Source organism: Pseudomonas sp. LBUM1653, from assembly GCF_059716115.1.
Window position 1 is genome coordinate 503968 of sequence record NZ_CP166803.1, and the last position, 24052, is coordinate 528019.

Here is a 24052-nt window from a genome sequence, read left to right on the forward strand (position 1 = left end):
GCTCTGAACACACAATTTGTGTTCCACACAGAACCATTGTGGGAGCGAGCTTGCTCGCGATTAGGCCGGAACAGCCGCCCGAGATTGGCGGACAAGTTCTTGTGAACGGTCCTACACGATTTTGAGAAGCCATGAACTGTGGCCTGAATGACCGCGATGCTAGTTTGCCTGACGCTTACGGAGGGCAAGCTTTGACGATCAAAACGCTAGTCGTATCAGGTGTCATCTCACTGGCTTTGACAGGGTGCGGGACCGTCTCGACGGTCTTTCAGGACGATGCCGACGCGGCCCACGGGCTTCGACGGCAAAAAACCTATTGTCAGTCCATCCCACGAGTCTACAGCGGCCTGGCCTACGATTTTTGCGTATTGAATGCGCCCCCCGATCCAACGGGTATCTTCGTTCCAGTCATTTTGCTGGACATGGTGTTGTCTGGCGCGATGGATACCGTCGCCTTGCCGTATACGATTTACCGGCAGGGCACGGATGGCAATATCCGCATCTATTGGCGGCCTGCGCGCGGATAACCAACGGCAAGGTCAACACCGCTGTCGCTTGCAGCTTGCCGCTAGAGGCTTGTAGCTGCTTTTAAGCTATAATCCCGCCCTTTAGCTGTCTCTCGCCCGTTGCGAGGGCACATTAATTTTTGAGGCGCATTGCGCCTGCACGCAGACTAAAGAGGCTAGACCCCTGTGGCATTGACGATTCTTGGCCTGTCCGGCGCCCTTAGCCATGATCCTTCCGCAGCCTTGTACATCGACGGCAAGCTGGTCGCGGCGGCGGAAGAAGAGCGCTTCGTACGCGATAAACATGCAAAGAACCGCATGCCCTACGAATCGGCGAAGTTCTGCCTGGAACAGGCCGGCATCAAGCCTTCCGACGTTGACGTGGTAGCGATTCCATTCGCGCCTATCAGCCTGTTCGGCAAGGCGCGCTGGCAGTACGCCAAGCGTTACTGGTACGCCCCGGACCGCGCCCTTGACGCGATCCTGATGGGCAACCGTCGCTACAAGCGCTATCGCAACAAGATCGTCTGGTGCCTGGAACAACTGGGCTTCGATCCGAAAAAAATCAAGATCGAGCCGGTCGAGCACCACCTGGCCCACGCATCCAGCGCTTACCACTGCTCCGGTTTCAAAGAGAAAACCGCGATCCTCGGGATTGATGGCAAGGGTGAGTACGCCACGACCTTCTTCGGTTACGGTGAAAACGGCAAGATCCACAAGATCAAGGAATTCTTCGATCCCGACTCCCTGGGCGGCCTGTACGGCGCGATCACCGAGTTTCTCGGTTTCGATATGCTCGACGGTGAGTTCAAGGTCATGGGCATGGCGCCGTACGGCGACGCCAGCAAATACGATTTCTCGCGCCTGGCCTCGTTCGAGAACGGCGAGCTGGTGATCAACACCGACTACGCCAACGTCATCGGCCTGCGTCGCTACAAAGAGAAGGGCAAGGGTTACTACTTCTCGCCGAAACTGATCGAGTGGCTGGGTCCGAAGCGCGAAGGCGACATCGCCGACGAGCCGTACATCCACTACGCCGCGAGCATCCAAGCGCTGTTTGAAAAAATTGCGCTGCAGATGATCGACCACTACCTGGGTGACGTGCTCAAGGAAACCGGCAAACTGGCCTACGCCGGTGGCTGTGCGTTGAACGTCAAGCTGAACCAGAAAATCATCGCCCGTGACGACGTCAAGGAATTGTTCGTGCAGCCTGCATCCGGCGATGCCGGCACCGCAGTGGGCGCGGCGGCTTACGTGTCTCACGCCCGTGGCGTGCCGGTCGAGAAGATGGAGCATGTCTACCTCGGTCCGTCGTACAGCAACGAAGACGTGCTCGCGGCTTGTGCCCGTCACCCTAGCAAACCGGTGTGGCGCAAGTTGGCGAACATGCCGGAAAACATTGCCAAGATCATGGTCGACGGCAACCCGGTGGCCTGGTTCCAGGGGCGTATGGAGTTCGGCCCGCGTGCCTTGGGTGGTCGATCGATCATCGGTTGCCCAAGCGCGACGGGCGTGGCCGATCGCATCAATCACCAGATCAAGTTCCGCGAGCGCTGGAGGCCTTTCTGCCCGTCGATGCTCGACACCGTTGCTCCACAGATGATCAAGATCGATCACCCGGCGCCGTTCATGACCTTCACCTTCGAAGTGGCTGAAGAATGGAAAACCCGCGTGCCGGAAGTCGTCCACGAAGACGGCACCTCCCGTGCCCAGGTGCTCAAGCGTGAATACAACCCGCGCTACTACGACATGATGAAGGCGCTGGAAGTGCTGACTGGTAACGGCGTGTCGCTGAACACCTCGCTCAACCGTCGTGGCGAACCGATGATCTGCTCGCCGACGGACGCCTTGAACATGTTCTTCGGTTCCGATCTACAGTATCTGATCATGGAAGACATTCTGGTGGTCAAAGAGGGCGCGGACACCTATGACACGCTCGGCTGAACGCCATGTGCTGCAGTTCTGTCACGGCTATGACGGGCCGTTCCTGGACTGCGCCCGGCAGTACGCCAGCCTGTTCGCGGGGACCGGTTATCGGGTGACCACGGTGTTTCTGACCGGGGTCGCCGACGCCGAGGTTGCCGCAGGTTGCGCCTCTGATGAAGTGTTGTTCATGGAGTACAGCTCCAAGGCCATTCGTGGCCTGAAGCTGGGCGCCATCGGCGATCTGCGCAAGATCGCCGCTTCGCGCAATTTCAGTTTCTGCATCGCCCATCGCTTCAAGCCGATCTACATCGCCTTGCTCGGCACCACGTTGCCGGTGATTGGCGTGCATCACGCGTTTGACGATTACAAGCGCGGCACACGCAAGCTCTTCGCACATATTTTCCGCAAGCGCCTGAGCCTGCTCGGGGTGTCCGATGCCGTGCGCGATGACATGCGCCAATGCCTGCCGAAGTGGCCGGCGGCAAGGATCCAGACGCTGTATAACCGGATCGATGTGCCGGCTGTGCAGGCTAGTCAGGTGTCGGTCCGTGAGGCGCGGGAGACCCTCGGCCTGTCCGCAGATGCCTGGATTGTCGGCAACGTCGGTCGCCTGCATCCGGACAAGGATCAGGCCACGTTGCTGGACGGTTTTGCCGCGGCGCTGCCCGGTTTGCCGGCCAACAGCCAGCTGGTGATTCTCGGTAGCGGTCGTCTGGAGCAGGATCTCAAGGCCCAGGCTCGCGAGCTCGGGATTGGCAACCGGGTGCTGTTCCTTGGTCAGGTCCCTGAGGCCCGGCGGTATTTCAGCGCTTTCGATGTGTTTGCCCTGAGTTCCGATCATGAACCCTTCGGCATGGTGCTGCTCGAAGCCATGGCGGCGGGCGTGCCCTTGCTCGCGACGGCCTGTGGCGGAGCGAAGGAAGTGGTCGAGGGCGTGGGCATCCTGTTCCCTCTGGGCGATGCCGAGCACCTGGCTCAAGGCCTGCAGCATCTGGCCGCAATGGACGAGCAGCAACGTCGCCAGTGCGCCGAGTTGATGCTCGAGCGCCTGCGTGAGCGCTTCTCCGACCGTGCGGTACGCGATGCTTTCTGGCACTTGCCGCACGTTACCGAACTGGCACAGAGGGGCTGATGCTCAACCGATTTCAAGGCTGGCGCGAACGCGGCTGGTCGCTATCCGATGCCTCGACCTATGCCGAGGCCTGGCAGCGTTATGGCGGCAGCGTCGCCACTCACCCGCTGGTGGTCGAGCGCCTGGCGCGGCTGGCCGATATCCCCGTGCGCTACCTGGCCTGGGAACAAGACGGCGAAATCAAGGCCGCGATCCCGACCTGGGGGCGCGACCTCGCCTTGTCCAAGGACGTGCTCAAGCGTAACGGCAAGAAGGGCTTGTTCGACCTCGGCAATGCCGAAATCATCCTGCCGGCTGCCGCCGATGCCCAGGCACCGTTGCGCCATCGTGGGCGTTACTTGTCGGCGCTCAACGAAAGCCGTTTCACCGGCATCAGGCTGCAGACCGAACAACTGGCCATGGCCCGCACACCTGAAGAGTTGTCGAAGAAGTTTCGCTACAACCAGCGCCGCGAACTCAGGTTGCTGGAAGAGGCGGGTGGCGTAGTCCGACCGGTTTCCGAGTTTTCCAGCCAGGAGCTGGGGGCGATCTATTGCGATTTGTTCCTGCGTCGCTGGGGTTTCCCGGCGACCGGTGCCGAACGCATGGCCGAGGTCATTGAGTTGTTGCGCGAGTTGCTGATCGGATCGGTGATTTTCCTCAATGATGCCCCCATTGCCATTCAACTGGTGTATCGCGTCGAGACGCCGCAATGGATCAGCGTCGAATACATCAATGGCGGTGTCGATCCCGAAACCCGCGAGTTCAGCCCCGGTAGCGTGCTGAGCTTCCTCAACACCCAAAGCGCCTGGGAACACGCCAGGGCACTGGACAAGCCGCTACGCTTTTCCTTTGGCCGCGCCGACCGGGAATACAAGGATCGCTGGTGCAACCCTGTGCCGGTCTACACCGTATGAGCCAATCCATGACCCGCAAACAGCAATTGCTCAAGCGCCATCGGCGCAACAAACGCATCGGTCTGCTGGTCGCACTGGTGCTGTTAATCCTGTCCGGCATCCTGGTGGTTTGGTGGTTGCCGCTGGTGCTTGCGCTGGTGGGCTGGGTGGCCCACGAAGCCTGGTTTGCCGATCACCTGTTCTATTCGCCCAAAGACGACTATCAGTACACCTTTGCCCCCTACACCCCGCAGCCTAAAGTGCACCTGAGCGGCGAGCATCTGCGCCTGGATGAGGGTGTCATGCTGGTCGACGACGCGACGCTGGTGCTGGCCCTGAAGGTAAAAAGCACATGGCTGGGACGCTTCTTCGATCCTGTGGTCGAGCTGGCGGGTGGCGACAACCCTGACCGGCAGACCTTCGAGCGGGGGGTGAACGGCCTGCGTTACCTCAACCTCAGTGGCCAGGCTCAGGTGCTGTCGCGCGGCGAGTTGCGTCTGCGCGGGCGTTTCTGCCGACTGCTGGGCGAGCCTGTGTTGTGGGCATTCGAGCATCCGGACTTTCGCCGTCAACGGGTGATGATCATCGCCCCGCATGCCGATGATGCCGAACTGGCGGCTTACGGTTTGTACAGCCAGGCGGACGAGACCTGGATCGTGACGCTTACCGCCGGTGAAATCGAAGCCGAACATTATCAGCGCATGGGCATGAACAAGGTCGAGGCAGCGCGCCTGAAAGGCCGTTTGCGCGCCTGGGACAGCATTGCCGTGCCGCGCTGGGCCGGCGTACCGCAAGCCCATTGCGTGCAGTTGGGCTATTTCTGCCTGCAACTGGCGACCATGCAGGCATCGCCCGCCAAGCCGATAGGCTCGCGGGAAGCGGACTTACAGGACACCCGGTTGTTTCGCCAGTTTAACCCGTTTGGCCTGCCGGGCGATGCCGATGGCGCGCCTACCTGGAACAACCTGCTGGCGGATCTGCAAGCTCTGCTGCTGCGGGCTCGGCCGGAGGTGATCGTGTTGCCGCACCCGACCCTTGACCCCCATCCCGATCATATCTGTGCGCAGGCCGCGGTGCTCGAAGCGCTCAAAGGTCTGGATTGGCAACCGACGCTGTTGGGGTATGCCAATCACCTGCATGACAACGATCGCTGGCCCATGGGTGACACCGGAACCGGTATTGCCCTTCCTCCTGTGTTCGATCTTGGCCAGCAGATGCATCCCTACTGCCTGCAGCTTTCCCTGGCACAGCAGCGTGACAAGGCCATGGCATTGGCAATGATGCACGACCTGCAACCGCCGGCTCCATTCAAGCGTCGCTTGCGGCGTGGGCTGCAAAGGTTGCTGGCGGGGCGGGCCGGTTCGCATTACGGCGAAAACGAATTTTTTCGCAAGGCTGTGCGGCGCCAGGAACTGTTTTGGCGTTTGTAAGGTGTCATGGGCCTGAAGTTCGGCTGTCCGCGGGCAGGTTCGGTTTCAGGTGTTGCTCCATTTGCCTGTTGTGGCAAGGAAGACGATGAAAGTTCTATTTCTGGTGCAGAAAGATCAGCGGGCCATTCTGGACCGTCTTTACGACGGCGTGGCCGCTCATTGCGAGTGCGACTTGCGGTGGTTGAGCAGCAAGGAACAGCGCAACCTGCGCAGTTATTTCCGGCGCGAAGTCGATATGTCCCGGTACGACCGGATCGTGTTTTTCCTGCGTTTCAAGCAGGAGATCCGCCAGGTCGGATTTATCCGCACGATTCCCAACCTGGTCATCCTCGAACACGATGCCTACCAGAACTACATTCCTTGCAAGTACACCGGCAAGTTCAGCGCGCACTACCGTCGCCTGCCGTGGGCGCGGGTCATCAGTTCCGGCTTCGTGGTCACCGAACGCCTGCGTGCAGAAGGTTTCGATGCGGTGTTCGTTCCCAAGGGCTACGACCAGACGCAGCTTGAGGATCAAGGGCGCGAGCGGGATATCGAGCTGGCGTTCGTCGGCAGTACCAACAGCGTTGCCTACAGCGGTCGCAAGGCCCTGCTCGATGAGTTGGCGGGCGTCGAGCCCCTGGTCGTGACTCGCACCAAATCCGGCGAGGAGTACCGCGATACGCTCAACCGCATTCGCTTTTTCGTCAGTGCCGACGTCGGCATGGGCGAGTTCATGATCAAGAATTTCGAGGCCATGGCCTGTGGCTGTCTCTTGCTGGCCTATGATCAGGGTGCAGCGGAATGCCAGGCACTGGGTTTGCAGGATATGCACAACGTGGTGTTGTATCAGGACATTGCACAGCTTCAGGAAAAGCTGGCCAGATTGCGCAGCGACCCGCAACTGGCACAGCGTATCGCTCGCAACGGTCGGGAGCTGGCGGTCAGCCAGTTCAGCTTTGCACGCATCGGCCAACGTATCGTCGAAGAGCTTGAACCTGCACTGCGTGCTCGCGCGCCGTTAAGTCTATTGGAAAGAATTCGACTCAATTTGGGTGTTTGACAAGCGTTGGCCGGCCATTGATATTGCTGGCCACTTTTACTCTATTGAGACAACCGTGCATTTTTCCCACGATAGTGACATCACGCTAGTGGTGACAAGCTGTGGTCGCCTGGATCTGCTCAAGACTACGCTCGAGAGCTTCGATCGATTCAATACGGCCCCCATCCGTGAAGTGTTCATCACCGAAGATGCCGGCGACGAAGGGGTTCACGCGGTCATTCCAGCCCACTGGAAGGATCACTGCACGGTGTTCGTCAATCGACCAAAACTGGGTCAGCTGGCGTCTATCGATCTGGCGTACGAAAACGTCAGCACGAGCTACATCTTCCATTGCGAGGATGACTGGGAATTCTATCGCCCAGGGTTTGTGGAAGACTCCATGACCGTTCTCCAATCCCGCCCGGAAATCCTGCAAGTGTGGCTGCGTAGCTATACTCATGATCTGCGGGTTCACAGCCCCTACATTCATCTGGGGCCGCGTGAAGTCGTCGGTGGAGTGGCTTGCCATCCTTTGATTTCCGACAAGCCGGAGTGGCAGGGGTTCTCGCTGAACCCGGGCCTGCGCCGGGTCAAGGAATATCGATTGTGCGCGCCATTTTCCGGGCACGGTGGCGAGAAAGCGCTGTCACAGCGATACGCACAGTTGAATCTGACTGCCCTGACGCTTGAAGCAGACGCAGTCATGCACACCGGGTTTGGCCTGCACGTGCAAACGCCTATCGAGCGACAGCGCAAGGCGCGTCGCAGTCGGCGCGAGCAGGTCAAGTTCGTTTTGTTTTTGTTGTTGGGAGTCTGCATTGGCTGGTCCATCAAGTAGCTACACCGCAGCTTATCCCCATAACCTTTTGTATTGGCTGTTTGCCCTATGAGTATTCTCAACGTGATGTGGGCCGGTGGTGCTCCATTTGCCTCCATCCACAAGGTGCATCAGCAGATACTGTCTCAGGCCTTGCCCTCGGCCCCGGTGAAAACCTGGTTGCTTCAGGGGGGCGCCGCCGAATGTGGAGTGGACGTTGGTGAGATACGGGAATGGGGGCTGTCTTCTGCCCGACTGAAAGGGCGGCATTTCTGGCGATTGACCAAACCATTGATGCGAGCCCGATTTCATAGCGCCCTCAAGGACAGCGATACGCGTCTGCTGTTGCTTGACGGGTTGGGGGTAGCGCGCACGCTGTTGCCGGTACTCAAGGCATTGCCGCATATCCGCGTCGTGGTCATTTTTCATGGATCGACGCGACTGCATGCGGGTGATCGAGCGCTCTTCCAACAGCTCCCGGCTTCCCAGCTGGCATTGGCTGCAGTGTCGAACACCCTCGCAACCTCGCTGAGCCGTGACTTGCAGGTACCAGTCGTGACATTGCGCAGTGCCTTTGAACCTGCCGCTTTCCGTTGCGCCTTGCTTCCTCGGGAAGAGGCGCTGACCCGCTTGGGCCTGTCTGCGGACGGTGGGCCGGTATTGGGAGCGGTGGGGCGCCTGGTTTCGGAAAAGGGCTTCAGGTGCCTGCTCGATGCTTTTGCGGCGGCATTGCAGAAGCGCGCCGACCTGAGGTTGGTCATCGTCGGGGAGGGCAGCACCCGTGCCGCGCTGCAAGCGCGTATCGATGAGTTGGGGCTGCGTGAGCAAGTCTTGCTGCCGGGCCATCTCGATGATGCGGCGCGTCTTTATCGTGCCTTCGACTGGGTCGCGATCCCTTCGCGGGAAGAAGGCCTGGGGCTGATCATGCAGGAGGCGGTCATGGCGGGCGTTCCGGTACTGTGCAGTGAGTTGCCGGTATTTCGCGAACAGTTGGCCGATACCGGCTGGTACGCCCCGGTTGATGACGTGAATGCCTGGCGCGACGCCATTTTGCGAGCTATCAGCGTTGCTCCCGAAGCGGTTGCCGCTGAGCAGTTCCAGGCATTAGGGCCGGATCAAGCCTGGCTGAGCTTCAGCCAGACCGCCCGTGCACTACTCTCATGAAGACAGCACTGCCTGTTCCAATGCTTGCATCGGAAAGCTGTCGTTCAGGTTTTCGCGTGCAATATAGCGCGCGAAGTGCTGCAGGTTGCGTTTGATTAAATGGCGAGGCAATGGGGCTCGCAGGAAGCGCATGTCAGCCACATCAATCAGGCCCATACGATTGTCAGGCGTGATCACGATGTTGCCCAGATGCAGTGACCGGAAGTAGATCCCCGATTGATGAAGGCTGCGTATCAATCCGGCCAGCTCCGGCAAGGCTTGCGGCCAGTTGAAACCGTCCTTGCTGGCGATCTGGCGCAAGGTTTCGCCTGGCAGTGGTTGGTACAGCACGGCTGTCATGCCCGGCGCCTGCAGTCGGTAATACTGCAGGACATGCAAGGTCGGCACGCCGAGCTTTTGCAGTTCGATGGCATTGTCGATGAAGCGTTTCGAGTAAGGCCGAAACAAGGCGGATGAAAAAATACGCTTGCGACGAAACAGTTTGAGGATATTCCCATCTTGCAACAGGTAGACTTTTGGCCCGTAACTGTCGGCCTCCAGTACTTTGGCACCGTCAATCATTTGATTTAGGGCGGCTTGAGGGAGCCGGGAACATTGCATCGTAGAAAGCCTTGTTGGAAGAACGGGGCGCCATGGCGGGCAATGATGCCGAAAAAATTCAGCTTTAACCATGTCGGGTTGGGTGAGCGAACGCTTACAGGAGCAATTTGATGCAAGAAACTCGTTGGGCGCAAGCATGGATGGCAGTAGGTCTTTTGTGGTTTTTGTTGGCCATCGCCATTGCGCCTACCAACAAGCTCTATCAGCAAGGCTTGGTGGTGTTTCTCTGGTTGCCTGCAATCATGCTCTGCTGGCCCGCACGGGCCCGGCTTCGGGAATTGTTCCATGACCAGCGCTGGGTCTACCTGCCGATGCTCGGGCTGGTGATCTGGTCACTGCTCAGTCTTTCCTGGTCGAACGCGCCTGACCTGGAGCGAGCAGCCAAGCGCGTGCTGTACATCGTGGTGTTCCTGTTGTTTTTTCCGGTATTCGCCAGTTCCCGACCCGAGCGCGTGATCCGCATCATGCAATGGGGAGGAATAGGGCTGGCTGTCACCGCGCTGGTGGCGATCATCAAATTTTATGGAATACATGGCAACGACTGGAGTGCACGTGTGGAAGGGCTGGGCGAATTGGCCCATCCGATTCTGGGCGGCTACGTCATCGGGCTGGCAGCGGTGTGGCTGGTGCTCTGGAATCCGCGTACTGGCGTGATGCAGGTGGGCTGTGCTGTTGCGTTGGGTTTTCTGGGTGTATTCGTTCTGCTCAGCCAGAGTCGCGGCGCTGCTTTGGCACTGTTCCTCACGATACTTGCCATGCCGATCTGGTGCCGTGACCGGCGCAGTTGCATCATCGCGGCGCTCGCACTGATCATCGCCATGCTGGCGTTCTGGTTTTTCGAATCCCTGGTCCTGGCGCGCGGCGCTTCCTATCGCCCGCAGATCCTGATGGCAAGCTTGCAAATGATCGCTGAGCACCCATGGCGGGGCCTGGGCCTTGGCAGTAACTACACGGTGTTCGCCGATGGGCAGTATTTTGACCATGCCCATAACCTGTTCACCCATGTGGCCATCGAGCTGGGCGTGCCAGGATTATTGTTGTGGGTTGCGACATGGATCGCTGTGCTGCGCGAGGCCTGGAAGGTTCGGGAAACACTCTATGCCAAGGGGATCATCGGCATATGGTTGTTCTCAACATTGGCGATGCAATTCGATGCCGCCAGCCTGAACGGCACGCCAAGGGCCGAATGGTTTATCAGCTGGTTGCCCATTGGCCTGGCCAGTGTTTTGGTATGGGCGCGGGCCAATCCCGACGCTTGTGATAAAATTTCGCGTTCTTCCTAACCAGTGAGCTCTACGATGAGTGACGCACCGCCCAAAGCGGGACAGGACTCCAGCCTGAAAATCTATTTTCGGCTGTTGGGGTATGTAAAACCTTATCTCGGCCTTTTCTTGCTGAGTATCGTGGGCTTCGTGATCTTTGCCTCCACTCAGCCGATGCTGGCGGGGATTCTCAAGTATTTCGTCGATGGCCTGAGTAATCCTGAAGCGGTGCTTTTCCCCAACGTCCCCTATCTGAAGGACTTGCAGCTGCTGATGGCCGTGCCATTGTTGATCATCCTGATCGCGGCGTGGCAAGGCCTTGGTTCCTTCCTCGGCAACTACTACCTGGCGAAGGTTTCATTGGGGCTGGTGCATGACCTGCGTGTCGAGTTGTTCAATAAATTGCTGGTCCTGCCAAACCGCTATTTCGATACCCACAATTCCGGGCATCTGATCTCGCGCATCACGTTCAACGTGACCATGGTGACCGGTGCCGCCACCGATGCCATCAAGGTAGTGATCCGCGAAGGCCTTACCGTGGTCTTCCTGTTTGCCTACCTGCTGTGGATGAACTGGAAACTGACCATCGTGATGCTGGCAATCCTGCCGCTGATTGCACTCATGGTGGGTAATACCAGCAAGAAATTCCGCAAGCAGAGCAAGAAAATCCAGGTGGCCATGGGCGACGTGACCCATGTGGCGTCCGAGACCATCCAGGGTTATCGCGTAGTGCGCAGCTTCGGTGGCGAGAGCTACGAAGAACGGCGTTTTGCCGAAGCCAGCCAGGGTAATACCGACAAGCAACTGCGCATGACCAAGACCGGTGCGGTCTACACGCCGATGCTGCAGCTGGTGATCTACACCGCCATGGCCGTGCTGATGTTCCTGGTGCTGTTCCTGCGTGGTGATGCAACCGCCGGTGACCTGGTGGCCTATATCACTGCGGCGGGTCTGCTGCCCAAGCCGATCCGGCAGCTGTCGGAAGTCAGTTCGACCATTCAGAAAGGCGTCGCCGGTGCCGAAAGCATTTTCGAGCAACTGGACGTCGAGCCGGAAGTCGATCACGGTACCGTTGAGCGCGACCGCGTCAATGGCTACCTCGAGGTGCGCAACCTGAGCTTTACCTACCCTGGGACAGACCGTGAGGTGCTGAAGAACATCAGCTTCACCGCGGCACCGGGGCAAATGATCGCGCTGGTAGGCCGTTCTGGCAGCGGCAAATCGACACTCGCCAGCCTGATCCCGCGCTTCTACCATCATGAAGTCGGCGAGATCCTGCTCGATGATGTGGAAATCGAAGACTATCGCCTGCGCAATCTGCGTCGGCACGTGGCGCAAGTTACTCAACATGTGACCCTGTTCAACGACACCATCGCCAACAACATCGCCTACGGTGATCTGGCTGGCGCACCTCGCGCCGACATTGAAAAAGCTGCTGCGGACGCCTATGCAATGGACTTCATCGCGCAGATGCCACAAGGCCTGGATACCCAGGTCGGGGAAAACGGCGTACTGCTGTCTGGCGGTCAGCGCCAGCGCCTGGCGATTGCCCGGGCCTTGTTGAAAAATGCCCCGTTGCTGATTCTCGACGAAGCCACCTCGGCACTCGATACCGAGTCCGAGCGCCACATTCAGGCAGCGCTGGATCAAGTCATGAAAGGTCGTACCACGCTGGTCATCGCCCACCGGTTGTCGACGATCGAAAAGGCCGACCTGATTCTGGTGATGGATCACGGCGAAATCGTCGAGCGTGGCACCCACACTCAATTGCTGGCGCAAAATGGCTACTATTCGCGTCTGCATGCGATGGGCCTCGATACACCGGCTGAAGACATCGCCTGATACCGACATCAGGGTGAGCTTGCCTCACCCTGATGCTCTGCCGGCGTGCAATGCGCCCGACGAGCTACCATTTGCCGATTTTGCTCAAGAATTGATCAAAAAGCCTTACCGGAAGATCCCGTTGCAGCCGTCACACAAGCCGGTGCCAACCCTGTGTTAATATCGCGCCCCTGTTCATTTTGTATGTGGGTTGCTCCATGAAGTTGTCCATGCCGCGATTCGATCAAGCCCCTGTCTTGGTGGTCGGCGATGTCATGCTCGACCGTTACTGGCATGGTGGTACCTCACGGATTTCCCCTGAGGCGCCAGTACCGGTGGTCAAGGTCGATCACATCGAGGACCGCCCGGGCGGTGCCGCCAACGTTGCGTTGAACATTGCCGCCCTTGGCGCGCCGGCCTCGCTGGTCGGCGTGACCGGCGACGATGAAGCCGCCGATAGCCTGGTCAATAGCCTCAAGGGGGCCGGTGTGCGCGCGTTGTTCCAGCGCATTGCCCACCAGCCGACCATCGTCAAGCTGCGGGTCATGAGCCGTCACCAGCAACTGCTGCGAATCGACTTCGAAGAACCGTTCGCCACCGACTCTCTGGCGTTGTCCGTGCAAGTCGACGAACTGCTTGAAGGCATCAAGGTGCTTGTACTGTCTGACTACGGCAAAGGCGCGCTGAAAAACCATCAAGTGCTGATCCAGGCCGCCCGTGCCCGTGGCATTCCGGTGCTGGCCGATCCCAAGGGCAAGGATTTCTCCATTTATCGTGGCGCGAGCCTGATCACGCCGAACCTCAGCGAATTCGAAACCATCGTCGGTGGTTGCGCCGATGAGCATGATTTGGTGAACAAGGGCGCGCAGCTGATGCACGACCTGGACCTTGGTGCCTTGCTGGTGACCCGTGGTGAACACGGCATGACCCTGCTGCGCCCGGATCATCCGGCATTGCACCTGCCGGCACGCGCCCGTGAAGTGTTCGACGTGACCGGTGCTGGTGATACGGTAATTTCCACCCTGGCAGCGGCGATTGCCGCCGGTGAAGAACTGCCCCACGCGGTGGGCCTGGCCAACCTGGCGGCAGGCATCGTGGTCGGCAAGCTCGGTACGGCGGCCATCAGCGCGCCGGAGTTGCGTCGTGCCATCCAGCGCGATCAGGGTTCAGAGCGCGGCGTGCTGGGCCTTGAACAGTTGCTGCTGGCAGTCGACGACGCCCGTGCGCATAACGAGAAAATCGTCTTCACCAACGGCTGCTTCGACATCCTGCATGCCGGGCACGTGACGTACCTGGAGCAGGCGCGGGCGCAAGGCGATCGCCTGATCGTTGCGGTCAACGACGATGCGTCGGTCAGCCGCCTGAAAGGGCCTGGCCGTCCAATCAACAGTGTCGACCGGCGCATGGCAGTGCTGGCAGGTCTGGGCGCGGTCGATTGGGTGATCAGCTTCGCTGAGGGCACACCGGAGAACCTGCTGCGCGAGGTCAAGCCGGACGTGCTGGTCAAGGGTGGGGACTACGGGATTGACCAAGTGGTCGGTGCGGACATCGTGACCGCTTACGGCGGGACCGTGAAAGTGCTGGGGCTGGTGGAAAACAGCTCCACGACTGCCATTGTCGAGAAAATCCGCAAGTCCGAATGACGCACTGATCGTTCCCACGCAGAGCGTGGGAACGATCAGGGGCGTGCCGCCTTGCGCGGCACGATCTTCTTCAGCAGTTGCCTGGCCTTGCCACGCAACCGCGCCAATCCCGAATCCTTCCCCGGCGGCGTCAAACCCTGCTGCCGCACCCAGTCCTTCCAGCGAATCCGCTCGTCTTTCACCAGCCAGCCTTCCTGCCGGGCAAAACTTTCGGCCAGGTACAGTCCACGGGTGCTCGCCGGGTGCAATTGATCCTTTTTCAAGGTGTAGAGCTCGGCCAAGGGGTGGCCGTCCTTTAAAGGCATCAGGTATAGGTCGGGGCGCTTGCGATCCAGGCGGGCCACCAGTTGATCGCCTTCCAGTCGTTCGTCGACGTGAAACAGGCTCAGGGACTTGGCTTCCTTGGGGACCTCCAGGCGCAAGTCGTAAATCAATTGCAGCGATGCGGTCGGCAAGTGCACATAAGCACGTGGCCGTTCGATCAGTGGCAGGTTGGCGCAACGCACCGGACGCGCCGAGCCGGACAGCGGCGACAGGCGAAACGGCAGGGCTTCGCGGTAGTGCAGGGCGCTCGAGTAGGGCGCGGGTAGCCAGGTGTCATTGAAGCGTCCGCCGAGCCAGCCTTCCGGGGTTTCCAGCAGGCATTCTTCGGCAATTTCCTGGATTGCCGTGTGCAGCGGCAGGTTCAGCTCATGGGCAGGCACGTAGCCGGAAATCAGCTTGAGCACCACGTCGCCGCGGTCCTGCCGGCGTTGACGCACCAGTACCCAGTAATCGCGATTCTGCCAATGCAGTGTCAGGCGCACCGAGACCCCGAGGTTGGCCAGTTCCAGGGCAAAGCGTTCCGTGTCGGCGACGGTGACGGGACGGCGACGTTGCAGGATCTGGGAGAAATTCAGCGGCCTCCCGACGCTCTGATAACTCAGGCCTTCGGGAGTCGCTTCGACGAATAACGGCAGGGTCTTGAAGTTGCTCGGGTTCTTTCTTATGAGCGTACGCGGCATGTCGGCTCCTGCTTAAGGCCGCGAGGGGCGGCATCAGTTGCTACGTAGGACCTGGGCAACGGTCGCCACGTTATGGGCGAGGTGCAGCGGATTGATCGTTCCGACAATAGCACTGGCCACACCGGGATGTTCGAACAACAACTCGAAACTGGCGCGCACCGGGTCCACGCCTGGACTCAGGCACACATGACCGCTGGCGAGGGCTTTTTTGACCAGAATGGCTTTGCCGTGAGCAGCAGCATAGTCAATGATGGCCTTTTCGCTTTGCTCGTTCAGATTGTAGGTGACCATTGCGCAATCACCTTGCTCCAGCGCCCTCAAGCCGCCTTCGACGGTTTTGCCGGAAAAGCCGAAGCCACGAATCTTGCCTTCGGCCTTTAGCGCGGCAAGCGTGGCATAGACTTCGCTGTCATCGAGGATCGCCAGGTCGTTGCCGTCGGAGTGCACCAGCACCAGGTCGATGAAATCAGTCTCAAGGCGTTGCAGGCTGCGTTCTACAGAGACACGGGTGTGCGCGGCACTGAAATCGTGACGGGACTGCCCGTCGGCAAACTCTTCGCCGACCTTGCTGACGATCACCCAATCCTGACGCTGACCACGCAGCAGGGGGCCAAGGCGCTCTTCGCTGCGACCATAGGCCGGAGCGGTGTCGATCAGGTTGATACCCAGGTCGCGCGTGAGCTTGAGCAGCATCCGCGCTTCATTGTCGTCGGGGATCTGGAAGCCATTGGGGTACTTCACGCCTTGGTCACGGCCGAGTTTTACTGTGCCCAGGCCCAAGGGCGACACCATCAGACCGGTGCTGCCCAGGGGGCGATGCAAGTCGTGCAGAGTCGGTTGGCTCATGGCAGTAATTGCTCCCAGGCCGGGACGGCCATCGGCGGTTTTGGCAGCGGCGGCAACGCGGTGACCGGACCCGGTTGAATGCCATCGCGGGCAAGGCTGGCGATCACCCGGTCGGCAAAGTCCGGCGCCAGTGCCAGTTTGGTTGGCCAGCCCACCAGCAGGCGACCTTCTTCGGCAACAAAGGCGTTGTCGGGACGGGTCAGCCCCGATTGCAGGGGCTCGGCGCGGTCCACGCGCAAGGTTGCCCATTGCACCGTGCTGAGGTCGATCCATGGCAATAACTGGCCGAGTTCTTTCTGTGCGGTAGCGATTTGTTCGGCGGGCTCACGGGTCACGCCTTCGGTTTCAGCGATATCGCCGCCCAGGTACCAGACCCACTGACCATCGGCCGCCGGGTGCGTGGTCACGGTAATGCGTGGTTTGGTTCCACCGCCCAGGCAGTGGGCGTACAGCGGTTTCAGGCTTGGGCCTTTGGCAATGATCATGTGCAACGGGCGTCGTTGCATGGCGGGCTGGGTCAGCCCCAGCGCTTCGAGCAACGCCGCAGTCCCGCCGCCGGCGCTCAGGACGATGCGTTGGGCGCGAATCTCGCGTTCGTCCACCTTCAGGCCGACCAGCACGCCACCCTCCAGCAGCGGCTCGATCTTCTGGCCGGCGAGCAGGCCATCACCCGCGAGGTCAGCCAGGCGCTGGATCAAGCTCGGCACATCGACCACCAGTTCCGCCAGGCGGTAGACCTTGCCCTTGAATCGCTTGTCTTGCAGGGCTGGTGGCAGTTGGTCACCCTTGACCTGATCGACGCGACCGCGCACGGCCTTGCTGGCGAAGAAACTGGTGAGGTTGCCGGCAATCGTGCCCGGGGACCAGAGGTAGTGGGCTTCGGACAGCAGGCGCACGCCCGAAAGGTCCAGTTCGCCATCCCCGGCCAGGGCTTCACGCCAGCGACGCGGCATGTCGGCGATGGCTTCCGAGGCGCCGGTCAGGGCGCCATGCAGTGCGTACTTGGCCCCGCCATGGATGATGCCCTGGGACTTCACGCTTTGCCCGCCGCCGAGGCTGGCGCTTTCCACCAGAACGGTCGAGAAACCCTGGCGACGCAGGCGCGCATTCAGCCAGAGGCCGGCGACACCAGCGCCGACAATGAGAACGTCGGTGGAAATAACGGATGGCATGCAGCGACCTCAGTGTTCAAGACGAGGGCGCAGTATACAGACTCGAAGATTGGAGGGGCTGATGCACCTGTGGGAGCGAGCTTGCTCGCGAAGGGGGTGTGTCAGCTGATGTTAATGTTGCTGAAACACCGCTTTCGCGAGCAGGCTCGCTCCCACAAAGGATGGTGGTTCGGCTTTCAGTGGCCGGCAGTTTTCGAGAAGAGCTGGATCACTACGACGCCCAACACGATAAGCGCCATCCCCATCATCGCCGGCACATCCAGCTTCTGCCCGTAGATGAACAACGCCGCGACGCTGACCATCACGATGCCCATGCCGGCCCATACCGCGTAAGCCACGCCCACTGGCACGCTGCGCACCACCAGGGTCAGCATCCAGAAGGCGATGCCGTAGCCGACGATCACCAGCAGCAGCGGCAACGGCGTGCTGAAGCCTTTGACCGCTTTCATCGAAACAGTGGCAATCACTTCGGCGCAGATGGCAATGGCCAGGTAGTAGTAAGCGGTCATGGTTCAATCCTCGTATGAAGTGTTGCTTGCTGAGTTCGGCATTCTAGAGATTATCCAGATGCGGTAAAGTCATTACCTATCTGTTCTGAAGATGGGTTTGTCAATGCAATGGAATCTTGAACAACTGCGCTTGTTCGTCGGTGTGGCGGAGCAACGTTCGTTTTCAGCGGTTGCTCGCGACCAGCGCAAAGCCCAGTCGGCGGTCAGCAGTGCGATTGCACTGTTGGAGGAAGATCTGGGCGTGAGCCTGTTCGACCGCAGCAGTGGCCGCCAGCCGAAACTCACTGAGGCCGGCAATGCCTTGCTGGAGGAAGCGCGGGAAGTGCTGCGCCAATGCGAGCGTCTCAATGGCCGGGCACTGGCGATAATGCGCGGCCAGGAGGCGCGCCTGCGTCTGGCCCAGGACGAGGCGATGCCGTATCAGCCGGTTATCGAAAGCTTTGAAGCCTTGGCGGAAAAATTTCCCAGCCTTGAAGTGCAACTGACCAGCGCTGCCCAAGGCGATGTGGCGCGCAAACTGGTGGAACGTCGGGCTGATTTGGGTTTGCTGTTTTACCACGATCAAATTCCTGAAGCCCTTGAGCGACGGGTGCTGGGCAGTGTTGAGATGGTCACCGTGTGCGGCGTCGGGCATCCGTTGGCGGCAAAGACTGAAGTCAACTGCCAGGAACTGGCGCAGCATCGTCAGTTGCTGATGTCCACGCAGTCCAGCGTCTACCCCGGCAGCGAACCGGCCAGCCCGCAGGTCTGGCGGGCCGACAGTTTTTACGTGATGGCTGAATGGCTGGTGCGCGGCCTTGGCTGGGCCTGGTTGCCGCGTCACGTGGTGCAGTACCCGGCGTATCAGGATTTGATGGTCGAACTGGTCAGCGAATGGACTCCACCGGCCTTGGTGGTGGAGCTGGTCTGGCGTCGCGATGAACCGCTCGGGCCGGCGGCGCGCTGGCTGGCGGAGCGATTTGCCGTGCATCTGCAGGCGATCGGCGAAAAACCCGATAAACTCCGCCGCCATGAATAGAACTCTCTACACCGCGCTGTTTTACCTGGGGCTGCCATTGGTGGCGATTCGGCTGTGGCTGCGCTCGCGCAAGGCGCCGGCCTATGCCAAGCGCATCGGCGAGCGTTTCTCCTACGGGATGCCGACGATGAAGCCCGGGGGTATCTGGGTGCACGCGGTGTCTGTGGGTGAAAGCATTGCCGCCGCACCGATGATTCGCGCCTTGTTGCAGCGTTATCCACAGCTGCCGATCACTGTGACCTGCATGACCCCGACCGGTTCGGAGCGCATCCAGGCCTTGTTCGCCAACGAACCGCGCATCCAGCACTGCTATTTGCCCTATGACTTGCCATGCGCCGCCAGGCGTTTTCTTGTTCGGGTCCAGCCGAAACTGGCGGTGATCATGGAAACCGAGCTCTGGCCCAACCATATCCATCAATGCGCCAAGCGCGGGATTCCGGTGGCTCTGGCCAATGCGCGACTGTCCGAACGTTCGGCGAAGGGTTATGGACGCTTCGGCAAACTGACCGGGCCGATGCTGGCCGAGATGAGCCTGTTCGCGGTGCAGACCGAAGCCGAAGCCCAGCGTTTCCGGAGTTTGGGCGCGCGGGCGGAAACCGTCGAAGTCACCGGCTCGATCAAGTTCGACCTGGCCATCGACCCGCAGCTGTTGCAGCGTGCCGCCGAGTTGCGCGGGCAATGGCAGGCGCAGGAACGCCCGGTGTGGATCGCCGCCAGTACCCATGATGGCGAAGACGAGGTGGTACTGGCGGCCCATCGTCAGTTGCTGGCGAGCCATCCCGATGCCTTGCTGATTCTGGTGCCGCGCCATCCCGAGCGTTTCGATCCGGTATTCGAATTGTGCCGCCAGCAGGGTTTTGCCACGGTGCGGCGCTCCACAGGCGATGCGGTCACCGCTGGCACTTCGGTGTTGCTGGGCGACACCATGGGCGAGCTGCTGTTTCTCTATGCCCTGGCCGACAGCGCGTTCGTCGGCGGTAGTCTGGTGCCTAATGGCGGGCATAACCTGCTTGAGCCGGCGGCTTTGGCCAAGCCGGTGCTCAGTGGCCCGCACCTGTTCAACTTCCTTGAGATTGCCGCGCAGTTGCGCAGTGCTGGGGCGTTGCAGGAGGTGGAGGATGCACAAGGGCTGGCGGTGGCGGTGCAGCGGCTGTTCGAATTGCCGAGGGATGCGCAGCGCATGGCCGAGGCGGGGTTGAAGGTGATGCGCACCAATCAGGGGGCGTTGCAGCGGTTGCTGGATGGGCTGGGCCGGTTAATTAACCGCTGACCTGTAGGAGCCGGCTTGCTGCGGGCGGCGTTCCGACGATGGCGGTTTCAAGGACGCCATCGTCGGAACGCCGCCCGCAGCAAGCCGGCTCCTACAGGATCTGTATCAAGGTCTCGCTTTGAGCTGTTCAGCCGCAGCCTTCGCCAGATCCGGCGGCAGGAAGTCCTTGTCCGGGTTGTAGTTGGGATTGAGCCAACGTGCCAGATCCTGCAAATCCCCCGGGTTCAGCGTACCGGCCTGCTGCTTCAAGCGCAGGTTGTCGAGGATGTAGTCGTAGCGGGTGTTGTTGTAGTCGCGTACCGAAGTGTAGAGCGAGCGCTGCGCATCCAGCACGTCGACGATGTTGCGCGTACCCACCTGATAACCGATTTCGGTCGCTTCCACCGCACTCTGGTTGGAGATGATCGACTGCTTGCGTGCCTGCACCTGCTCTACGTCAGTATTCACCGCGCGGTGCAGGTCGCGGGTGTTTTCCACGATTTGCCGGCGCAGGGATTCGCGTTGCTGTTCGGTCTGGTCCAGTTGCGCATAGGATTGGCGCACCTGGGAGTTGATCAGGCCGCCGCTGTAGATCGGGATGTTCAATTGCAGCCCGATCGAGGTTTGCTCGACATCGCCCTTGTACGGCTGGCCGAATGCGCTCGGGTTGCTGAAGCCCAGTGCATCGTTGTCGCCTTTCTGGTATTGCGCCACCGCATCGACGGTCGGTGCATGGCCGGCCTTGCGCTGCTTGAGGGTTTGCTCGGCGGCGCTGACGGCGTAGTTACTGGCCAGCAAGTTGAGGTTCTGCCTGGCCGCCGTTTCGACCCAGGACTTGGCGTCGTTCGGCGCGGGCGGCAGGATCGGCAGGTTGTGGCTGATGCCCTGGATCGAGTTGTACTGACGGTTGGTCAGTGTCACCAGGGCTTCGAAGGCATCATCCACCTGACGCTGGGCGACGATGCGGTTGGCGCGTGCGGTGTCGTAGCTGGCTTGTGAGTTCAGTACGTCGGTCTTGTCCGAGAGGCCGACATCGAAGCGCTCGTTGGACTGATCGAGTTGACGCTTGAACGCGGCTTCCTCGGCCTTGGTCGAGGCCAGGTTGTCCTGGCTGCGCAGCACGTTGAAGTAGCTGTCGGCGGTCTGCAGGATCAGGTTCTGCTGGGTCGCGGAGAGTTGCAGCGCAGCTTGTTCGTTGACGTCCTTGGCGGCCTGGAACTGGAACCAGCGGTCGGCGCGGAACAGTGGCTGCGCCAGGGTCGCCTGGTACGAATGGGCATTACGGTTGGCCGTGGCCGACGGCTGATCGATCGCGGTGCGCACGCTGGCAACATCGGCACCGCCGGAGAGATTGGGCAGCAACCCGGCGCGGGCCTGGGGCACGACTTCCTTCTGGGCGCCATATTGGGCGATGGCGGCGGCGAGGTCGGCGTTGTTGTTCACCGCTTCCTGATAGACGCTGACCAGATCGGTCTTGGTCGATAGGGGCGCTTCTGCTGCCCAAGCCATTCCATTGGACGCACAAGACACGGCAACGGCCAGTGAGAGTTTGCGCAGCATGAGGCGATCCCTTAAAAATTACGCTGATAATTTGAGCGCCAAGGCTACGGCGCGGCACATGCAGCGTCAATGCGCAGCGTGGCCGTAGCGAGTGTAGTTGCGCGCACGTTCGGCAACAATCCTGCCCTTCCCGGTAATTACGCCATTCATCACGGTGTTTGCTGCGGTGTTGGCGTTCTTTGCCAGTTATGTCTAGACTGGCCGGGTTCTTGTCGGGGTGCCTTGCTATGAGGCTGAGATCGAATAATTTCGGATCCCGTTGAACCTGATCAGGTTAGCGCCTGCGTAGGGAACAAGATTTCTCGTCACCCGGCGAGTCCTCTTGTGCTTCGTCCGGGATGTTGTTCGACAATCGAACACCCCTCGAGCACTGAGCACAGCACTGCTGGTTTTCCAGCGCCCGTGCGTCCATTCGTTTACAGGTTCGCTCCGACAAAATTCCACTGCCTGGATGCTGTCTGGAGAGCCCGTGATGATTACAAAAGCAAAAATCGCCACCAACCTGAGTGACTCGGCCAAGGTCGATCAGCAATCGGTGCAGCCGTTTACCCGCTCGCAAAAAATCTATGTCCAGGGCACTCGCCCGGACATCCTCGTGCCGATGCGCGAAATCAGCCTGGACGTGACGCCGACCGACTTCGGCGGCGAGGTCAATGCGCCGGTGGTGGTGTACGACACCTCCGGCCCGTACACCGACCCCAACGTCATCATCGACGTGCGCAAAGGCTTGGCCGATGTGCGTTCGCCGTGGATCGAATCCCGTGGGGACACCGAGCGCCTGAGCGGCCTGAGCTCGAACTTCGGCCAGGAACGCCTTGCCGATCCGGAACTGACCAAGCTGCGTTTCGCCCACGTCAACAACCCGCGCCGCGCCAAGCCGGGCGCCAACGTCAGCCAGATGCACTACGCGCGCAAAGGCATCATCACCGCCGAGATGGAATACGTCGCCATCCGCGAAAACATGAAGCTGGAAGTGGCCCGCACCGCGGGCCTGCTGGACCAGCAACACGCCGGTCACAGCTTCGGTGCCAGCGTGCCGAAAATCATCACTCCGGAATTTGTCCGTGACGAGATTGCCCGTGGCCGTGCGATCATTCCGGCCAACATCAACCACACCGAACTGGAACCGATGATCATCGGCCGTAACTTCCTGGTGAAGATCAACGGCAACATCGGCAACAGTGCACTGGGTTCGTCCATCGAAGAAGAAGTGGCGAAACTTACCTGGGGCATTCGCTGGGGGTCGGACACGGTCATGGACCTATCCACCGGCAAGCACATCCACGAAACCCGCGAGTGGATCATCCGTAACTCGCCGGTGCCGATCGGTACGGTGCCAATCTACCAGGCCCTGGAAAAAGTCGGCGGCGTGGCCGAAGACCTGACTTGGGAGCTGTTCCGTGACACGCTGATCGAGCAGGCCGAGCAGGGCGTCGACTACTTCACCATCCACGCCGGCGTGCTGCTGCGTTACGTGCCGATGACCGCCAAGCGCGTGACCGGCATCGTCTCCCGTGGCGGTTCGATCATGGCCAAGTGGTGCCTGGCACACCACAAAGAGAACTTCCTCTATACCCATTTCGAAGATATCTGCGAAATCATGAAGGCCTACGACGTCAGCTTCTCGCTGGGCGATGGCCTGCGTCCGGGCTCGATTGCCGACGCCAATGACGAGGCGCAGTTCGGCGAACTGGAAACCCTCGGCGAGCTGACCAAGATCGCCTGGAAGCACGACGTGCAATGCATGATCGAAGGCCCGGGCCACGTGCCGATGCAGTTGATCAAGGAGAACATGGACAAGCAGCTGGAGTGCTGCGACGAGGCGCCGTTCTACACCCTCGGCCCGCTGACCACCGACATCGCGCCGGGCTACGACCACATCACTTCCGGTATCGGTGCGGCGATGATCGGCTGGTTCGGTTGCGCCATGCTCTGCTACGTGACACCCAAGGAACATTTGGGCCTGCCGAACAAGGATGACGTAAAGACCGGGATCATCACCTACAAGATCGCCGCCCACGCCGCCGATCTGGCGAAGGGGCATCCCGGCGCGCAGATCCGCGACAATGCCTTGAGCAAGGCGCGTTTCGAGTTCCGATGGGAAGACCAGTTCAACCTGGGCCTTGATCCGGACACCGCCCGTTCGTATCACGATGAGACGTTGCCGAAGGATTCGGCCAAGGTTGCGCACTTCTGCTCCATGTGCGGGCCGAAATTCTGCTCGATGAAAATCACCCAGGAAGTCCGCGAGTATGCGGCCAACCAACGGATCGAAGCGGTGGACGTGGACGTCGCCCAGGGCATGGCCGAACAGTCCGAGCGCTTTAAGAAGGAAGGCAGTCAGCTGTATCAGAAAGTTTGATCTGACCCCTCGTACTGATCGTTCCCACGCTCTGCGTGGGAATGCAGCCCGTGACGCTCCGCGTCACTGGACGCAGAGCGTCCCTAGAGGCATTCCCACGCGGAGCGTGGGAACGATCACAACAAATGTCCCTCT

At 60.3% G+C, this 24052-nt stretch carries 20 protein-coding genes and 1 riboswitch; of the genes, 14 read left to right on the plus strand and 6 right to left on the minus strand.

All coding sequences use genetic code 11. The features are described from left to right. The first annotated feature begins 191 nt into the window (after positions 1–191). The 8 genes from ACA054_RS02285 (at position 192) to ACA054_RS02320 (ending at position 8871) form a co-directional block, all read left to right on the plus strand. Positions 192–527: a YceK/YidQ family lipoprotein gene (locus ACA054_RS02285; RefSeq protein ID WP_497688003.1), complete on the plus strand. Its 336-nt coding sequence runs from the start codon at positions 192–194 to the stop codon at positions 525–527. A 165-nt stretch (positions 528–692) separates the two neighbouring features. Further along, a complete protein-coding gene (locus ACA054_RS02290) occupies positions 693–2450 on the plus strand; it encodes a carbamoyltransferase family protein (RefSeq protein ID WP_497637653.1) in 1758 nt (585 codons plus the stop codon). After that, positions 2434–3564, plus strand: a complete 1131-nt coding sequence (locus ACA054_RS02295) for a glycosyltransferase (RefSeq protein ID WP_497688004.1) — start codon at positions 2434–2436, stop codon at positions 3562–3564. Before ACA054_RS02290 ends, ACA054_RS02295 begins: the two co-directional genes overlap by 17 nt. Continuing rightward, complete coding sequence (locus ACA054_RS02300; protein ID WP_497688005.1) at positions 3564–4460, plus strand: antimicrobial resistance protein Mig-14; 897 nt, start codon at positions 3564–3566, stop codon at positions 4458–4460. Before ACA054_RS02295 ends, ACA054_RS02300 begins: the two co-directional genes overlap by 1 nt. A gap of 8 nt (positions 4461–4468) precedes the next feature. Beyond that, entirely contained in the window at positions 4469–5869 is a 1401-nt protein-coding gene (locus ACA054_RS02305; protein WP_497688006.1) for a PIG-L deacetylase family protein, read from the plus strand. Positions 5870–5954: 85 nt separating this feature from the next. Beyond that, on the plus strand, positions 5955–6911 hold the full coding sequence (locus ACA054_RS02310; RefSeq protein WP_497688007.1) for a glycosyltransferase family protein: 957 nt from the start codon (positions 5955–5957) through the stop codon (positions 6909–6911). A gap of 55 nt (positions 6912–6966) precedes the next feature. Continuing rightward, positions 6967–7728: a glycosyltransferase family 2 protein gene (locus ACA054_RS02315; RefSeq protein ID WP_497688008.1), complete on the plus strand. Its 762-nt coding sequence runs from the start codon at positions 6967–6969 to the stop codon at positions 7726–7728. Positions 7729–7776: 48 nt separating this feature from the next. Beyond that, positions 7777–8871, plus strand: a complete 1095-nt coding sequence (locus ACA054_RS02320; protein WP_497688009.1) for a glycosyltransferase — start codon at positions 7777–7779, stop codon at positions 8869–8871. On the opposite strand, the gene ACA054_RS02325 is transcribed toward ACA054_RS02320, so the two are convergent. Continuing rightward, positions 8866–9471 carry a BUD32 family EKC/KEOPS complex subunit gene (locus ACA054_RS02325; RefSeq protein WP_497690235.1) on the minus strand — a complete coding sequence of 202 codons (606 nt, stop codon included), beginning with the start codon at positions 9469–9471 and terminating at the stop codon, positions 8866–8868. The genes ACA054_RS02320 and ACA054_RS02325 overlap by 6 nt on opposite strands. Before the next feature lie 110 nt (positions 9472–9581). Here ACA054_RS02325 and ACA054_RS02330 point away from each other — a divergent pair, with 110 nt between their 5' ends. From ACA054_RS02330 to hldE, 3 genes are all read left to right on the plus strand, one after another. Continuing rightward, positions 9582–10754, plus strand: a complete 1173-nt coding sequence (locus ACA054_RS02330) for an O-antigen ligase family protein (protein ID WP_497688010.1) — start codon at positions 9582–9584, stop codon at positions 10752–10754. A 15-nt stretch (positions 10755–10769) separates the two neighbouring features. Continuing rightward, complete coding sequence (gene msbA, locus ACA054_RS02335) at positions 10770–12575, plus strand: lipid A export permease/ATP-binding protein MsbA (protein ID WP_497688011.1); 1806 nt, start codon at positions 10770–10772, stop codon at positions 12573–12575. 197 nt (positions 12576–12772) lie between these two features. Beyond that, entirely contained in the window at positions 12773–14197 is a 1425-nt protein-coding gene (gene hldE, locus ACA054_RS02340; RefSeq protein ID WP_497688012.1) for a bifunctional D-glycero-beta-D-manno-heptose-7-phosphate kinase/D-glycero-beta-D-manno-heptose 1-phosphate adenylyltransferase HldE, read from the plus strand. Between the two features lie 35 nt (positions 14198–14232). Here hldE and ACA054_RS02345 read toward each other — a convergent pair whose 3' ends face one another. The 4 genes from ACA054_RS02345 to ACA054_RS02360 all read right to left on the minus strand — a co-directional run bounded on the left by ACA054_RS02345 (position 14233) and on the right by ACA054_RS02360 (position 17728). Then, entirely contained in the window at positions 14233–15201 is a 969-nt protein-coding gene (locus tag ACA054_RS02345; RefSeq protein WP_497688013.1) for a metal ABC transporter ATPase, read from the minus strand. Positions 15202–15234: 33 nt separating this feature from the next. Then, on the minus strand, positions 15235–16047 hold the full coding sequence (locus ACA054_RS02350; protein ID WP_497688014.1) for an aldo/keto reductase: 813 nt from the start codon (positions 16045–16047) through the stop codon (positions 15235–15237). After that, positions 16044–17219, minus strand: a complete 1176-nt coding sequence (locus ACA054_RS02355) for an NAD(P)/FAD-dependent oxidoreductase (protein WP_497688015.1) — start codon at positions 17217–17219, stop codon at positions 16044–16046. Before ACA054_RS02355 ends, ACA054_RS02350 begins: the two co-directional genes overlap by 4 nt. Positions 17220–17395: 176 nt before the next feature. Continuing rightward, a complete protein-coding gene (locus tag ACA054_RS02360) occupies positions 17396–17728 on the minus strand; it encodes a DMT family transporter (RefSeq protein WP_095192165.1) in 333 nt (110 codons plus the stop codon). A gap of 103 nt (positions 17729–17831) precedes the next feature. On the opposite strand from ACA054_RS02360, the gene ACA054_RS02365 reads away from it, so the two are divergent. Both ACA054_RS02365 and waaA read left to right on the plus strand, forming a co-directional pair. Then, positions 17832–18746, plus strand: coding sequence for a LysR family transcriptional regulator (locus ACA054_RS02365; RefSeq protein WP_497688016.1), 915 nt, complete (start codon positions 17832–17834; stop codon positions 18744–18746). Continuing rightward, the gene (gene waaA, locus ACA054_RS02370) at positions 18739–20016 is read left to right on the plus strand and encodes a lipid IV(A) 3-deoxy-D-manno-octulosonic acid transferase (RefSeq protein WP_497688017.1); all 1278 of its coding nucleotides are present in this window, start codon (positions 18739–18741) and stop codon (positions 20014–20016) included. The genes ACA054_RS02365 and waaA overlap by 8 nt, the downstream gene beginning before the upstream one ends. 105 nt (positions 20017–20121) lie before the next feature. Here the strand turns inward: waaA and ACA054_RS02375 are convergent, their stop codons facing one another. Continuing rightward, complete coding sequence (locus ACA054_RS02375; RefSeq protein WP_497688018.1) at positions 20122–21555, minus strand: TolC family outer membrane protein; 1434 nt, start codon at positions 21553–21555, stop codon at positions 20122–20124. A gap of 203 nt (positions 21556–21758) precedes the next feature. Next, positions 21759–21864, plus strand: a riboswitch (TPP riboswitch). Between the two features lie 163 nt (positions 21865–22027). On the opposite strand from ACA054_RS02375, the gene thiC reads away from it, so the two are divergent. Further along, positions 22028–23917 carry a phosphomethylpyrimidine synthase ThiC gene (gene thiC / locus ACA054_RS02380; protein ID WP_497688019.1) on the plus strand — a complete coding sequence of 630 codons (1890 nt, stop codon included), beginning with the start codon at positions 22028–22030 and terminating at the stop codon, positions 23915–23917. Positions 23918–24052: the final 135 nt, after the last annotated feature.